This window comes from Sphingobacterium sp., assembly GCF_032065005.1.
Lineage (GTDB): Bacteria > Bacteroidota > Bacteroidia > Sphingobacteriales > Sphingobacteriaceae > Sphingobacterium.
The window spans coordinates 97,500-112,758 of record NZ_DAMBMM010000004.1 but is presented as its reverse complement, the minus strand read 5'-3'; the positions used below and the strand labels follow the sequence as shown (position 1 = coordinate 112,758).

Annotated in this window: 11 protein-coding genes; 7 read left to right on the top strand and 4 right to left on the bottom strand. The window is 43.2% G+C overall.

Features of this window, described 5'->3' with window-relative positions; all coding sequences use genetic code 11:
- Positions 1-32: 32 nt before the first annotated feature.
- From RT138_RS07930 to RT138_RS07920, 3 genes are read left to right on the top strand one after another with little or no spacing between them, the layout of a single operon-like run.
- Positions 33-1,292 carry a Gfo/Idh/MocA family oxidoreductase gene (locus RT138_RS07930; protein ID WP_313190237.1) on the top strand — a complete coding sequence of 420 codons (1,260 nt, stop codon included), beginning with the start codon at positions 33-35 and terminating at the stop codon, positions 1,290-1,292.
- 17 nt (positions 1,293-1,309) lie between these two features.
- Positions 1,310-2,383, top strand: coding sequence for a Gfo/Idh/MocA family oxidoreductase (locus tag RT138_RS07925; RefSeq protein WP_313190236.1), 1,074 nt, complete (start codon positions 1,310-1,312; stop codon positions 2,381-2,383).
- Between the two features lies 1 nt (position 2,384).
- Complete coding sequence (locus tag RT138_RS07920) at positions 2,385-3,791, top strand: arylsulfatase (RefSeq protein ID WP_313190235.1); 1,407 nt, start codon at positions 2,385-2,387, stop codon at positions 3,789-3,791.
- A gap of 89 nt (positions 3,792-3,880) precedes the next feature.
- Here RT138_RS07920 and RT138_RS07915 read toward each other — a convergent pair whose 3' ends face one another.
- Positions 3,881-4,504, bottom strand: coding sequence for a 7-carboxy-7-deazaguanine synthase QueE (locus RT138_RS07915; RefSeq protein WP_185210479.1), 624 nt, complete (start codon positions 4,502-4,504; stop codon positions 3,881-3,883).
- A 486-nt stretch (positions 4,505-4,990) separates the two neighbouring features.
- On the opposite strand from RT138_RS07915, the gene thrS reads away from it, so the two are divergent.
- The 4 genes from thrS to rplT all read left to right on the top strand — a co-directional run bounded on the left by thrS (position 4,991) and on the right by rplT (position 8,176).
- Positions 4,991-6,916 (top strand): threonine--tRNA ligase, encoded by a 1,926-nt coding sequence (gene thrS, locus RT138_RS07910; protein ID WP_185218208.1) that lies wholly within the window; start codon positions 4,991-4,993, stop codon positions 6,914-6,916.
- Between the two features lie 12 nt (positions 6,917-6,928).
- Positions 6,929-7,492 carry a translation initiation factor IF-3 gene (gene infC / locus RT138_RS07905; protein WP_214648496.1) on the top strand — a complete coding sequence of 188 codons (564 nt, stop codon included), beginning with the start codon at positions 6,929-6,931 and terminating at the stop codon, positions 7,490-7,492.
- Between the two features lie 38 nt (positions 7,493-7,530).
- Positions 7,531-7,731 (top strand): 50S ribosomal protein L35, encoded by a 201-nt coding sequence (gene rpmI, locus RT138_RS07900; RefSeq protein WP_185210477.1) that lies wholly within the window; start codon positions 7,531-7,533, stop codon positions 7,729-7,731.
- Between the two features lie 100 nt (positions 7,732-7,831).
- Positions 7,832-8,176, top strand: a complete 345-nt coding sequence (gene rplT, locus RT138_RS07895) for a 50S ribosomal protein L20 (RefSeq protein ID WP_093098929.1) — start codon at positions 7,832-7,834, stop codon at positions 8,174-8,176.
- Between the two features lie 936 nt (positions 8,177-9,112).
- Here rplT and RT138_RS07890 read toward each other — a convergent pair.
- The 3 genes from RT138_RS07890 to RT138_RS07880 all read right to left on the bottom strand — a co-directional run bounded on the left by RT138_RS07890 (position 9,113) and on the right by RT138_RS07880 (position 15,112).
- Positions 9,113-10,216: a metallophosphoesterase gene (locus RT138_RS07890; protein WP_313190234.1), complete on the bottom strand. Its 1,104-nt coding sequence runs from the start codon at positions 10,214-10,216 to the stop codon at positions 9,113-9,115.
- An 85-nt stretch (positions 10,217-10,301) separates the two neighbouring features.
- A complete protein-coding gene (locus RT138_RS07885; protein ID WP_313190233.1) occupies positions 10,302-12,062 on the bottom strand; it encodes a RagB/SusD family nutrient uptake outer membrane protein in 1,761 nt (586 codons plus the stop codon).
- A 5-nt stretch (positions 12,063-12,067) separates the two neighbouring features.
- Positions 12,068-15,112 (bottom strand): TonB-dependent receptor, encoded by a 3,045-nt coding sequence (locus RT138_RS07880; RefSeq protein ID WP_313190232.1) that lies wholly within the window; start codon positions 15,110-15,112, stop codon positions 12,068-12,070.
- Positions 15,113-15,259 lie beyond the last annotated feature (147 nt).

Sequence of the window (15,259 nt, the reverse complement as noted above, 5' to 3'; positions counted from 1 at the left end):
AGATCAATCTGAATCATTCAAAAAAAGACCGAATGGACCGAAGAAATTTTATTAAAAACGGTGGTATTATCCTTGGTGCCACTTCTTTAGACTTCTCAAATACCAACCTTGATTTCAAGAAAAAAATAAAAGTAGGATTAGTCGGCTGTGGAGGTCGTGGAACAGGTGCTGCCTTTCAGGCGCTATCCGCTGATCCAGATGTCGAAATTGTGGCCCTGGCCGATATTTTTCCGGAACAATTGGAAACAGCGCTGGCTTCCCTGCAGGAAGCGCACAAAGATCGCGTCAATGTTCCCGAAAAAAGGAAATATGTAGGTTTTGATGCCTATAAAAACTTAATCGCCTCCGACGTAGACGTCGTGTTGCTGGCCACTCCTCCGAGTTTTAGACCGGATCACCTGACCGAAGCGGTTAAACATGGTAGGCATATCTTCTGTGAAAAGCCGATGGCAGTAGATGTGCCCGGTGTGCATAAAGTACGTGAAGCGGTAAAAGTAGCCAAAGAGAAAAAATTGAACCTTGTTTCAGGCTATTGCTTTAGGTATTCAACTCCTAACCGTGAATTGGCAAAATTAGTCCATGATGGCAGCATCGGTGATATCTATGCCATCAGTACCTTCAGGTTGGGCGGTGAATTGACCGAGAAACCTAGGCAGCCAGATTGGACCGACCTAAAATATCAATTGTACAATTGGTTTTACTACCAGCGCTATTCGGGTGATATCATCGTTGAACAGACCGTACACAGCATCGATTTCATGAACTGGATGCTGAACCGAGGATTGCCGAAAACCGTTTCAGGCACCGGAGGTAGACAGAGCCGCCCTTGGGACAAGTATGGCAATGTGTTCGATCATTTTGCCATTGAATTTGATTATGGGGATGGTCTGAAAGGTTTCCACTTCGGTAGACAGCAAAATGGGACCCAGCCACGGAACTCCGTAGAAGCAATCGGGACTAAAGGCAATTTCAATGTAAGCCTATTGAGTTCCTATGCAATCAATGGTTCAAATCCGTGGAAATTTAACGGAAAGATGAACAATATGTATCAGACGCAACACGATGAGCTCTTTGCAGCTATCAAGAATAAACAAGTGATCAATGATGGTGATTTTATGGCGGACTCTACCTTAATGGCTATATGGGCGCGTGAAGCAGCTTATTCTGGTAGCATTATTTCTTTGGATGAAATCTTGAATTCAACCAAAACCTATGGTCCGAGTTCAGATGGATATAATTGGGAAATGGAAATAGATACTGCGCGTATCCCTAGACCGGGATTGGCGACATAATTATTGCTGAAAGGGAAATGTTGGAAAAGATAAAGATTTTAGTGGTTGGCTGTGGCAATATGGGAGCTTCCCATGCACAGGCCTACCATGAGATGAAAGAATTTGAAATTGTAGGACTAGTCTCGCGTGGAGACAGTAAAAAGAAATTGAATGAGAAATTAGCTGCGCAATACCCCTTGTATGACAGCTATGAGCAGGCTCTGGAACAATCGAAACCAGATGCGGTCTGCATATCTACCTATCCGGATACCCATGAGGACTATGCCATCAAGGCATTTCAGGCAGGTGCGCATGTCTTTATTGAAAAGCCTCTTGCGGATACGGTGTTAGGCGCCCAGAAAGTAATCGATGCGGCCAATGCTGCCGATAAAAAACTGGTGGTGGGTTATATTTTAAGGCATCATCCTTCTTGGATTAAGTTTATCGAGGTTGCCAAGACCATGGGCTATCCTTTGGTCATGCGCATGAACCTGAACCAGCAAAGCCAAGGCTATATGTGGGATGTTCACCGTAATTTGATGAAAAGCCTGAGCCCAATTGTTGACTGTGGTGTGCATTATATCGATGTGATGTGCCAAATGACCAATGCCAATCCGGTTACCGTATCGGCCATCGGTGCAAGGCTAACGGATGATATACCGGAAGATAATTACAATTATGGCCAGCTGCAGATCCGATTTGATGATGGCAGTGTAGGCTGGTACGAAGCAGGTTGGGGACCTATGATCAGTGATACGGCATTCTTTGTAAAAGACGTGATCGGGCCGAAAGGCTGCGTTTCTATCGTGGCCAAAGAAGCTGGAAAGGCTGGGAATTCAGATTCTGTCGAGTCCCATACCAAAACAGAATCCCTTAAGGTCCATTATGCTGATATCAATGCGCAGAATGAATTTCTGAGAAAAGATGAATGGCTGGACCTGACCGATGAGCCTGACCATCAGGAACTCTGCAACAGGGAACAACGCTTCTTCCTGAAAGCCATCAAGGAAAACTTAAATTTGGAAAAATCAATGCAGGATGCCATCAATAGCCTTCAAATTGCTATTGCATGTGATGAATCTGTAAAGACTGGTGAAATCGTAAAACTTTAAAATGCGCAAATACTCTCTTTTATTCGGGTTGCTGTTTCTCAACCTGATGCTGTTAGCTCAATCCAAGAAACCTAATATTGTATTGATCCTTGCTGATGACCTTGGTTATGGGGACTTAAGTATCTATGGGCAAGAAAAATTCAGTACCCCAAATATCGATGCCTTAGCTAAAAAAGGCATGCTGTTCACGGACTTCTATGCCGGGGCTCCTGTCTGTGCCCCTTCGCGTTCGGCCTTGATGACCGGACAGCATACGGGGCATACCTATATCCGTGGAAATAAAGAAATTGTACCTGAAGGCCAGGAGCCTTTAGCTCAGCAAGTTGAAACCTTCGCCATGGCCTTGAAAGATGCTGGGTATAAAACCGGAGCGTTCGGAAAATGGGGCTTGGGAATGGTTGGAACAACTGGTGATCCCCTGGAAAAAGGTTTTGATGAATTCTATGGTTATAATTGCCAAAGACAGTCCCACCGTTATTATCCAACCCATCTTTGGGATAATGAGGAGCGTATTGACCTGAAGGGCAATGAGAACTTAATGAAAACCACGACCTACGCTCCAGACCTGATCCATCAGAAATCGTTGACCTTTATCCATAATTATAAAGATGGGCCTATATTCCTGTTTATCCCAACTGTATTGCCCCATGCTGAATTGATCGTTCCGGAAGATGAAATCTTCAAGGAGTTTGATGGTAAGTTTGAGGAAAAACCATTCCAAGGAAGTCCTTATGGACCAAATGCAGGTTCAGGTTATACCAGTCAAGCTAAGCCTAGAGCGACCTTTGCTGCCATGGTTACCCGTATGGACAGGCAGGTAGCAGATGTAGTCTCTGCCTTGGAAGAAGAAGGCATGCTTGAAAATACCATTATCATCATTACGAGCGACAATGGCTCGCATCGAGAAGGCGGAGCAGACCCTGATTTCTTTAAGAGCTCGGGTCCATTCCGTGGCAATAAGCGCGATGTGTATGAAGGAGGGGTGAGAACGCCTTTTATTGTACATTGGCCAGCGAAGGTAAAAGCGAACAGCAAATCTAACCATATAGGCGCTTTCTGGGATGTTGCACCAACCTTATTGGAAATTGCCCAGGCGAAACCATTGAAACAGACCGATGGGGTCAGTTTCTTGCCAACCTTATTGGGTAAAAAAGGGCAAAAGGAACATGAATATCTATATTGGGAGTTCCATGAACAAGGTGGAAAGCAAGGCTTAAGGTTAGGAGACTATAAGGCCATCCGCTTGAATGCTAAAGGTAATCCGGATGCTGAAATAGCAATTTACCATTTGCCAACCGATGTTGCCGAGCAAAACAATATCGCTGCCAAGCATCCTGAGCTGGTGAAAAAAGCCAGGAAGATCATGGCTGAAGCTAGAACGGAAAGTGATATTTTTCCCTTCCAATAAAAAGATTGGATATATAAAAAGCAAAGGGCTGCAAATCAAAATTTGCAGCCCTTTGCTTTTTATATCTTATGGACGAAATGTATTTGCCATTAAGGGATGTTCAGATATTTGTGGGTCTGCAAGGAGATTTCCCATCTAGGATTGTCCTTTACGTAGTCAATGATCAAAGGTGTCATCTCTGCAGCCTTGGACCATTCTGGTTGTAAGTAGAGTTTACAGGTCGAGCTAACAAACTTCGCATGTTCTTCGGCCCATTGGAAATCACTTTTATTGAAGACAATGACTTTCAGCTCACCTGCTGCGCTCAACACATCTTCTCTTGGACCCTTGAATTTTTTAGGAGATAGGCAGATCCAGTCCCAATATCCCGTCAAGGGATAGGCTCCGGAGGTTTCCAGGAAAATCTTGATGCCTGCTTCCTTAAGCTTTTGGGTCAGGTAAGTCAAGTTGTACAATAAAGGTTCGCCACCGGTAATCACCACGGTTTTTGCCGGATGTTGCAAAGCATGCTCCACGATGACGTCTGCAGAAGTCAAGGGGTGCATTTCAGCGTCCCAGCTTTCCTTGACGTCACACCAATGGCAGCCTACATCACAACCTCCCAAACGTATAAAATATGCTGCTTTTCCGGTATGGTATCCTTCCCCCTGTATCGTGTAGAATTCTTCCATCAAGGGAAGAAATGTGCCGTCCTCTGGAACTTGATTTGACATGTTACTGAATTTGAGCTGCAAAAGTAGGAAAAAAATCAAGATAAATGGAATTTCAGTCCCTTGTAAGTCCTTCAGGCCTGTCGGCTGAAGGTCAAAAAAAAGACCTCCTCATGTTTAAAATCGAAAAGATCTTTCGAGATTCACTTTAGTCTTGTTCGAGGCATATTCGGAAAATTCGAAATATGTCCCGAATAAGGGTAAGGCGAGTCTCAGCTGTATTGCTTCCTTTTATTTTTGCTGAAGTTTTTTTCTTCAAGCTGGGATTTGTAACGGGGTTTGAAATAGAAGTCCATGTTTCTTGAAATATAAGCAAAAACTTTTCTGAAATGACTGAAAATAAACTTTTTTCCCCTAGAGTTCATTTCGAAAAGACTAAAAATTTTCGTATTTTTGCATTGCATTAATTAAGGCAGCCTTTATAAACCAATGTAATTGTACATATTGGAAGGGTTGCAATTTTAGACAAACAATAAATCATAGTTGTAAATGATTAACATTACACTACCTGATGGATCTGTCCGTCAGTATGAACAGGGTACAACTGCTATGCAGGTTGCCCAATCGATTTCCGAAGGATTAGCTAGAAATGTATTAGCTGCAGAGGTAAATGGTGAGGTTTGGGATTCTTCAAGACCTATTGAAGGAGACGCTTCGGTAAAATTATTGACCTGGAATGATGATAAAGGTAAATCTACCTTTTGGCATTCATCCGCTCACTTATTGGCAGAAGCACTAGAAGCCCTTTACCCAGGGATTAAATTTGGTATCGGTCCAAACATCGAAACCGGTTTCTATTACGATGTGGACTTCGGTGACCGTGAATTCTCCTCGGATGACTTCAAGCAGATTGAGGACAAGATGTTGGAATTGGCTAAGCAAAAAGAGGTTTTTGAGCGTAAAGCTGTCTCAAAAGCGGATGCATTGGCTTATTTCGAGGAAAAAGGTGATGAGTACAAGTTGGACTTGATCAAGGACTTGGAAGATGGAAAGATCACTTTTTATACACAAGGAAATTTCACTGACCTGTGTCGAGGACCACATATCCCGAATACAGGTTTTATCAAAGCGATAAAATTGACCAATGTGGCAGGTGCTTATTGGCGAGGTGATGAGTCTCGTAAGCAGTTGACCCGTATTTATGGGGTTACTTTCCCTAAGGCTTCGGAATTGACCGAATATTTGAAGTTTATCGAAGAAGCCAAGAAACGTGATCACCGTAAGTTAGGTAAGGAATTGGAACTGTTCGCTTTTTCGGAGAAAGTGGGGATGGGTTTGCCATTGTGGTTGCCGAAAGGAACTGCATTGAGACAAAAACTTCAGGACTTTTTACAGAAAGCGCAGATCAAGGCTGGTTATGAGCCTGTGATTACTCCGCATATCGGTCATAAACAATTGTATATCACTTCTGGTCACTACGAGAAGTATGGTGCGGATTCATTCCAACCGATCAATACTCCGGTAGATGGCGAAGAGTTCTTGCTAAAGCCAATGAACTGTCCGCATCACTGTGAGATCTACAAAACAAAACCACGCTCCTACAAAGAGCTTCCGGTTCGTTTTGCAGAATTTGGAACGGTTTATCGTTATGAGCAGTCGGGTGAGTTGCATGGTTTGACCCGTGTTAGAGGGTTTACTCAGGATGATGCGCACTTGTTCTGTCGTCCCGATCAGGTGAAAGAGGAGTTCAAGAAAGTGATTGACTTGGTGCTTTATGTATTTGGGGCATTAGGTTTCAATGAGTTTACGGCTCAGATTTCATTGCGCGATCCGGAGAACAAAACTAAATATATCGGTTCGGACGAGAACTGGGCATTGGCTGAAGCGGCGATCATCGAATCGGCTACTGAAAAAGGCTTGCCGACCGTGGTGGAGTATGGCGAAGCAGCTTTCTATGGTCCTAAGTTGGACTTCATGGTGAAAGATGCCTTGGGCAGGAAGTGGCAATTGGGTACCATCCAGGTTGACTACAACCTTCCGGAGCGTTTTGAACTGGAATATACCGGTAGTGACAACATGAAACACCGTCCGGTTATGATCCACCGCGCACCATTCGGATCCTTGGAACGTTTTGTTGCAGTTCTGATCGAGCACTGCGGGGGTCAATTCCCGTTATGGCTTGCTCCTGAGCAGTTTATCATCCTGCCAGTGTCAGAAAAATATGAAGAATATGCGCAAAAACTTTTGGAATCCCTAAATAATTCCGATATTCGCGGTCTGATTGACTTGCGCGACGAGAAAGTTGGGCGTAAGATCCGTGATGCCGAAGTGAAAAAGATGCCTTACATGTTGATTGTAGGGGAGAAGGAGATGGAAAGCGGAACAATCTCAGTTCGTAAACATGGTGGGGTGGACTTAGGGTCGATCACAGCAGAGGAATTTAAAGATTTATTAATAAAAGAAATAACTGTTTAATTAAAGGAACATTTGGCAAAAAGTAACAATTTCGGCCCGAGAGGCCCGATAAGAAAAAAAGAACCAGAACATCGTATCAATGAGCACATCCGTGTTCCAGAAGTACGTTTGGTTGGTGACAATGTAGAGCAAGGGGTATTTCCGACACGTCAGGCATTAGCATTAGCTGATGAGTTAGAATTGGATTTAGTTGAAATCTCTCCAAACGCTACGCCTCCTGTTTGCAAAATTATTGATTACAGTAAATTCGTTTACGAACAGAAAAAAAAGCAAAAGGAAATCAAAGCGAATGCGAAGCAGACGGTGATTAAGGAAATCCGTTTCGGACCTAACACCAGCGAGCATGACTTCGAATTTAAGTTGAAGCACGCGATGCGATTCCTGGAAAGTGGCGAGAAAGTTCGTGCTTACGTACATTTCAAAGGCCGTGCAATTGTGTTCAAGGAACAAGGTGAAATCTTGTTGTTGCGCTTTGCTCAAGCCCTGGAAGATTATGGTAAGGTGGAACTGTTGCCTAAGTTGGAAGGTAAGCGCATGTTCTTGACATTGGCGCCTAAAACCAGCCCAAAGAAATAAGACGTATCTAACAGATTGATAAAAATTATATAAGTATTATGCCAAAAGTTAAAACCAATTCCAGCGCGAAGAAACGTTTCAAATTGACTGGAACAGGTAAAATAGCAAGAAAAAACGCTTTCAAAAGCCACATCTTGACTAAGAAAACTACTAAACAAAAACGTAACTTAACTACTACTAGTTATGTGAGTGATGCTGATACAGGCAACGTAAAACGTATGCTAGCTATCGGTAAATAAGTTTAGAAAACATTTTATAACAATATTTTTTTAACCGGGTATAGGGTCGTAAGATTGCTGAAAAACGCAACGCCTTTTACCAAATTAAATTTTAAAAATTATGCCACGTTCGGTTAACGCAGTTGCTTCTAGAAGAAGAAGAAAAAGAATCCTTAAATTAGCTAAAGGCTATTATGGATCCCGTAGCAAAGTATATACTATTGCTAAAAATACAGTAGAAAAAGGTTTACAGTACGCTTACCGCGACCGTAAAACCAAAAAACGCGAGTTTAGAGCTTTATGGATTCAACGTATCAACGCTGGAGCACGTCAACACGGAATTTCTTATTCACAGTTGATCGGTAAATTAAACGCTAAAAACATCGGCTTGAACCGTAAGGTATTAGCTGACTTAGCTTTAAACAATCCAGATGCTTTCAAAGCAGTTGTAGACGCAGTAAAATAAGTTTAAACCGCATCTTTTTGTTAGATATAAATAAAGCCATTCCGAAAGGGATGGCTTTTTTTGGTTAGATGTGTTGATCCATATTTAGAGGCATGTTTTCCAATTTTCTTAGGGGCGTATCGCATACGCCCGTCGCATGCATTTACAAAATATGGAGTTCTTTAAGCTTTCTATTTGACGTCAAAATTCCTTCCTCCAATCAATAAAAAATGGTTTCTTTATCTTACGATTCCAATGATAAGTTTGTTTGATCTTCAGACCCATATTTATTTATCAGAAGAATATTTCTAGCCGCCATAGATCCCCAGCGGGGATGAATTATTTTAGCATGAATGGTATTGAACAATATAGTAGTAGCGAAAAACTGATGTTCGATTAATCGAACATCAGTTTTTCGCTACTTCCAGACTAACCTGCCATGCCAGCTAAAATAATGGAACCCTGATGGGGTTCTATATTTAGAAATTATGGAGCCAATATTTTTCAATGTCAACATCCTGTCACCACCAGATTATGGAGTTCTTTAAGCTTTCTATTTGACGTCAAAATTCCTTCCTCCAATCAATAAGAAATGGTTTCTTCATATTACGATTTCGGAATGAACGACATCTCTATAAAAAACAAAAAATAGATTCTTCGCTGTGCTATGAATCTCTATTATACGCATTTTGATTCTGTTCGCTAATAATATTTTAGATCCTATTATCCATTATCGAAGATAAGGGAACTGTTCGCCAAATAAACCTATTATATGTCCAAAATATGAAGCGGGCTTATGCAATAAGCCCCTACGGAAATGGGGCAATTATAGCCGGGGAATAGCCTTCAAATCATAATCTTGGTCCAACCGTTGGGTGGAGCCTGTCGAGAACCCCGAACCTTCGTTTGGCGAGCGGAGCCGAGCCATATCCTTGCCCAAATTCTAATGTCTGATGTCTATTGTCTGATTTCCCCTAAGACAATCTCAAACTCATCATAATCTGCTTTTCTCCAGGCCATATCTTGGGTACTGCTGGACAAAGCAAACCATGGGGAAAAGGTTTTTACTTTGATGGTTTTACCATCTGGCATAAACTCCAATATCCGGATCCAGCCGTCGCCACCACTTCCATAGGTTCCACCACCCAAGGCTTGGGCGTTAAAGGTCATTTGGTTCACAGCCTTATCTGCAGCATTTTTATCGATTCGGAAGCCTACATGTTTCCTAGGGTCGTTTGGAGAGCCTATATGGCCGGAAAAAACCATTTCGATATTCTTGGACGGTTGTACCAGTCTTTCGAATACAGCGGTCCCATAATTGGCGTCCTGTAAATCATACTTGGCGGTCTTGATATGCTCGTTTTGGTAATTGAGGTAGGCATGGGTCAACAAGACAACGCTATGGTCTCGGTATTTTTCTTGGTTGACCACCTTGTTTGCCCATTTCAATACGGTATCTCGAGGGGCGAACTCGATGGAAAGGAATAGAAACGGCTTGCCATGAGGTGATTTCCATTGATAGGCGGCATTTTCTAAGCTTGGGTTCCCATAAATGTTCTCTGTAACCTCTCTTAGGATCTTTTGGTTTTCGCTGTTTTTGTCCGGATAGAAATAATTTGGGAAATGCGTGGTCTTAGGTTTATGGGTATAGCTGAAGATATTGTAGTCATGGTTTCCGGTTGCGGTTATATAGGGAATTTTACCATCTAATTTTGCGAAGGCTTTTGCGGCGGCTTCCCATTGCTGTTTGCCGGTTTGGTCCATTTTCTTGGGGTCTGGATTGATGATGTCATCGTGTTCCACGAGGTCTCCCGTGCACATGACCATCTGGATGTTAAGTTTGTCCTCATTTTCCACGATCCAATTCATCATGACATCCAAAATAGGTTGGTTCCGCTGGAACTTCACATAGTTCTGTATGTCAGGTAAGAGGACCATGGTCCAGGAGCTGGAATCGGATAGATGGGGATGTTCAAAGGCTTTTTTTTCCTGCGCCATGGCGTAAGGGGAGACTGTGACCAATAGGACACAGAAGCATATGATTTTCTTGATTGCGTTCATTTTTTTAGGATTGCTGTGAAAAACAAACGTGACCTGGGCCGGTCACGTTTGAGAAATAAAAGTATTTGTATGAATTGTAAACGTATTAATAACCTGGGTTCTGCGTCAGGTTTTTGTTGGCATCCATCTCTTGCGAAGAGATTGGCCAGTACTCATCTTTGTTTTCCTTGAAGACTACTGCCTGTGTGCCGAAGACTTTACTGGCTACACTGTGGTTGTACACTGGGTTTGCATTCTCATCGATACGGGTCAAAACGTTTTTATCCCAAGCATTTGCCAAACGGTTGAGATAGATATGGCCGTTCATGACTTGTTTTGCAATTCCCCAGCGACGAAGGTCGTGCCAGCGCAAACCATCATTGGCCAATTCTACCTTTCTTTCATAGCGTAGGGCTTGGCGTAATTGTGCCTGAGAAAGTCCGGTAGGAAGGTTTGGCATATGCGCACGTTTACGGATCTGGTTGATGGCATCATACACCGTGCCGTCGATGCTGTTATCTTCAATCTTCGCTTCTGCATAGATCAACAGGAGTTCTGCATATCTCAATACACCAACATTTAAGTCCGAGAATCCGGAAACCGAAGTCGTCGGGAAGTCAACTAGATCGGTATGCTTACGCCATAGATACCCGCTAAAGGAACGGTATGCATTGGTGGCATCAGCATTGGTCTGCGAACTCGGTTTGGTAGAGGTCCCATTGATTACAGGCCAATAATTGTTCACTTTGGAGAATGAAGCATTTGGCTCGAATTGGAATCCCATAAACCTGGAATTCGGACGAACGGTGTAAAGGTCTAAACGAGGGTCTCTGTTTTCAAATGGTTTCTCTGGATTGTAGGTCGTCGATTCCGTGATGTACTTGCCATCTAGATCCTGGAAAGAGTCGATGAAGTTTTGGGTCGGTCCCCAATAACATACGCCTTTGCCAAGTCTAGAAGCTAGGTAATAACCTTGATTATGGACGTTATCGCTGATATTGCGGTTGTATTCAACCACCCATATCCATTCTTTGCTGGATTCGTATCCTTTGTGGCCAAAGATATTGGCAACTTCTGGTTCGCCTTCTTTGTGGGACTTGTTGGCAAAGGCGATGGAATTGTCGAACTCCGTCAAAGCATGGATTCCATTGGATAAGGTTATGGCTTTTTGTGAAGCTTCGGTAGCTACCTTGTATTGTTTGGCATACAGGGCTACCCTGGCTTTTAGGGTATAGGCAGCAATGCTGGATGCCCTAGAAAATTTGGTCCCGGCCTGTGATTGGGGAAGGTTGTCTGCAATGGCTGTTAGTTCATCCAAGATAAACTTTTCTACCTCTGCTTTTTTGGTTCTTCCCGGTAGTTCATCGCCCAGTTTCAATGCGTTTTTCAATAATGGTACATCGCCATACAGTTCGATCAGTTGGGAATAGGAGTATGCGCGGATAAATCTCAATTCAGCATCGATCTTTTTGTAATCAGTTTCAGACATGCTGTTCTTGATGTCTGCCAATTTATCCAGGACATCATGTACCCTCCCGATGGTTTTGTAATGGGCAGCCCAAGGTTTGGTTGCCAAGGCATTGTCAGTCGTGATAGAACTGGTTATCGGTGAGGTATAGTTGTTACCCGGTCTAGCGTATCCAATATCGGTAATATTGTCCATAACGTGCCAGATAGGGGTGCTGGAAGCATCTAGAAGGGTTAAGCCTTTGTATGCTCCTAAGAGTCCCATTTCAGCTTCTTTTTGGCTGGCTGGGAAGGTTTCAGACGATGGGCCGTCCAATGGTAATCGGTCTAGGTCGCAAGAGCTCATGAGCGCTGCACATAATAAACTGATTCCTATGATAGATTTTGTCTTCTTGATCATTGTTCTTAAAATTTAAAGTCTAAACCAAATGTGTACACCTTAACCTGAGGGTAGAAGTTACCTGAACCTAAGGTTACTCCATCCTGTGCTCCTGAGTTGTAATTGATTTCAGGGTCATAGCCTTCATAGAAGTTTGTTTTTGTAAAGAGGTTCTGTCCGTTGGCATAGATGAAGATTCCGCCGATCTTACTGTTCGCCAGCCAGCTTTTAGGGATCTCATAGCCTAACTGAACATTTTTCAATCGGAGATAAGAGGCGCTTCTCATCCAGAAATCAGAGTTCTGCGTATTGTTTGTTGAGGTTACCGATACGCGTGGTAAAGAGGCTCCTCTGTTGTCTTCGGACCAGTAGTCCAATTGCCAAGGTTTAATCGCCGAAGAGTTTACCGCTGGGATCACATAATGGGAATCCAGGTAACCATTTGCTTTGGCTACACCTTGCAAGAAGGCGCTGAACCTAATGCCCTTGTAGCCTAAGTCTAGGTTGAATCCATAGGTGTAGCGAGGCATGGTGCTGCCGATAATGGTTTTATCTGCATCAGTGATCTTACCATCTGGGATGGCATTGCCATTTGCATCAAGATCACCTGCGATGTCCCTGTACCTGATATCGCCCGGTTTTAAGGTGCCGAACTGCTTCGGTCCATTGTCTATTTCTTCTTGGGATTGGTAAAGACCGTCGGATTGATAGCCATAAATGGAGTTGATGGAATATCCTTCCTGTTGTCTCAATAGCGTTCCTGAAACTTGTCCTTTCATGTCAAGGATCTTGTTCTTGACATCGGAAATATTGGCGCCGATACCTAATTTGAAATCGCCGAATTGGTTGTCGTAGCGCACCGAAGCTTCCCATCCTTGGTTCTGAACCTTGGCAGCATTTTGGAATGGTGCGTTCTTGCCATACAGCTCAGAAACGTAAAGTTTCATCAGGATCCCATCGGTCTGTTTTGTGTACCAATCGAATGTAACGCTGAAGTTGTTGAAAAGGGATGCATCCAATCCTAAACCGGCCATCGTGGTTTCTTCCCACAATAGACCTGAGTTTGCCATGGTATTCAAGGCAATCATTTGATCAACTGCACCACCAACGGAAATACTTCCTAGGTTCAAGGTTTCGATGTAGGGTTGGTATGTTGTTCCGATGTTTTGGTTACCTAGGATTCCCCATGAACCACGGAGTTTCAACTGGTTGATGGAACTTTTCAGGTCAGCCATAAATGGCTCTTCCGAGATTCTCCATCCAGCGGAGAAAGATGGAAATGCTGCCCAGCGGTTTGATTTTGCAAACCTTGAACTTCCATCATAACGAAGGTTGGCCTCCAAAAGGTAACGGCCTTTGTAATCGTAGTTAAATCTTCCGAAAGTGGAAACCAACAACCATTGGAATTGATTTCCAGCATTGTTTTTGGTTTCTGTGTCTGCACCGGCATTCAATACTTCGTAGGTGTCGTAGGTGAAATCACGACGGTAGCCCATCAGGTATTTCTCATCGTAAGTTTCTCTTGATGCACCGAGCATTAAGCTGAAGTTGTGGTCATTGAATGATTTTTGTGCAGTGGTTTGGAAAGAGTAGCTTCCGTTGAAATAACGATAAGCAGATTCGGTCAGTTCCGTAGAAGGTAAGGCTGTTCCTGCTTCGCTGCCGTCTTCGTAATAGGTCATGACTGCCTTTGCGAATTCATGGATATTACGGGTTCGGTATCTTGGAGCAGCCATACCTGAGATGCTCAACCAATCGAATGGTTTATAGTTAATGGAAAGGTTCCCCAATAACTCCAGGTTGTTTACTTTTTTATTGCCACCATCTTCAATGAAAGCTACTGGATTGTTTTTTACCCATCCTTCTGACCAAAGGCCATTGCCTACACGGATAGGGATGTTCGTTGGCATACGGCCAATATAATTCCAGATCGTTCCTTCATTTGCGATCTGTAAGCGGTTGCTGTTTACGGCCGAAAGGTCAAAACGGATGTTTAATTTATCATTTGGATTGATGTCCATATTGTTTCGGAAAGTGTATCTTTTGAAACCGGTATTGTCAATCAGTCCATCTTGAGATACATAACCCAGAGAAGGAGCCACGCGGATCTTCCCAGCCCCGGCATTGAGGGAAACAAAATGGTTGTGGGTGAATCCCGAACCATTTAGGATGCCTTTTTGCCAGTCGAAATTATCTGGGTTCTCTGCATATAGTTTATTGAATTCTTCGAAATCCTTTTCGCTATAGATCACCGAGCCGTTATCGTTCATGTTGGCATCGTTAAATACCTTCATGAAGGTTGCACCATCCGTTACCTTCGGGATAAAGGTTGGGTCCTGCCAACCTGTGTAGCCTTTGTAGTTTAGGGCAAATTGGTCCTTTCCACGTTTGGTTGTGATCAAGATAACCCCGTTAGCGGCACGGGATCCGTAGATTGCCGCAGATGCTGCGTCCTTAAGGATGGAGATGTTCTCGATCAGGTTCGCGTCTACGTTGTCCAAGGATCCTGCTACCCCGTCGATGATCACAAGTGGTTCAGAATCTGATCCACCGAATGAATTGACACCGCGGATACGGATCTGACCTTGGTCGCCGCCTGGTGCGCCTGATTGGGAAGTTACTGTTACGCCTGGTGCAAGACCTTGTAGGGCAGAGGAGGTAGATACGATTGGTCGTCTTTCCAGCTGTTCGCTATTGATGGTCGAAACAGCTCCGGTCAGGTTTACCTTTTTTTGAGTTCCATATCCAACCACAACGACTTCGTCCAAGTTGGTCAGGTCGGCTGTAAGGATAATATTGATTGTACCTTGGTCCGCAATTGTTCTTTCCGCATTGGCATAACCCATGCTTGCAAAAACCAATACATCTCCGGTGTTGGCTTCTATGGCATACTCGCCAGTTGCTGAAGTTTGGGACAAGGCATTTAGATGACCCTTAATACTGATGGTCACACCTTCCAAAGGGTTTCCATCTTCATTGGTCACTTTCCCCGAGATATTCTTTTGCTGTGCCCATAGCATGCCTATAGGTAGAAAGCACAGCAAAAAAATGAGTTGCAGTTGTTTTTTCATTTAGATGCTTATTAATAATAAATAGGTTCTTTTTACAGATGTATTAGAGTAGAGTTTTAATGTCCTTACAATATGTTTAAAATTGTTTCGAAATTAGCTTAATAATGTTAAATCAATATTAAGACTTTGTTTTCGTTATGTTAAAAC

What these genes read in the sequence shown, in the direction of transcription:
- RT138_RS07930 (WP_313190237.1), top strand. Translation starts at nt 33, where the DNA reads ATGGACCGAAGAAATTTTATTAAAAACGGTGGTATTATCCTTGGTGCC.
- RT138_RS07925 (WP_313190236.1), top strand. Translation starts at nt 1,310, where the DNA reads ATGTTGGAAAAGATAAAGATTTTAGTGGTTGGCTGTGGCAATATGGGA.
- RT138_RS07920 (WP_313190235.1), top strand. Translation starts at nt 2,385, where the DNA reads ATGCGCAAATACTCTCTTTTATTCGGGTTGCTGTTTCTCAACCTGATG.
- RT138_RS07915 (WP_185210479.1), bottom strand. Translation starts at nt 4,504, where the DNA reads ATGTCAAATCAAGTTCCAGAGGACGGCACATTTCTTCCCTTGATGGAA.
- thrS (WP_185218208.1), top strand. Translation starts at nt 4,991, where the DNA reads ATGATTAACATTACACTACCTGATGGATCTGTCCGTCAGTATGAACAG.
- rpmI (WP_185210477.1), top strand. Translation starts at nt 7,531, where the DNA reads ATGCCAAAAGTTAAAACCAATTCCAGCGCGAAGAAACGTTTCAAATTG.
- rplT (WP_093098929.1), top strand. Translation starts at nt 7,832, where the DNA reads ATGCCACGTTCGGTTAACGCAGTTGCTTCTAGAAGAAGAAGAAAAAGA.
- RT138_RS07890 (WP_313190234.1), bottom strand. Translation starts at nt 10,216, where the DNA reads ATGAACGCAATCAAGAAAATCATATGCTTCTGTGTCCTATTGGTCACA.
- RT138_RS07885 (WP_313190233.1), bottom strand. Translation starts at nt 12,062, where the DNA reads ATGATCAAGAAGACAAAATCTATCATAGGAATCAGTTTATTATGTGCA.
- RT138_RS07880 (WP_313190232.1), bottom strand. Translation starts at nt 15,112, where the DNA reads ATGAAAAAACAACTGCAACTCATTTTTTTGCTGTGCTTTCTACCTATA.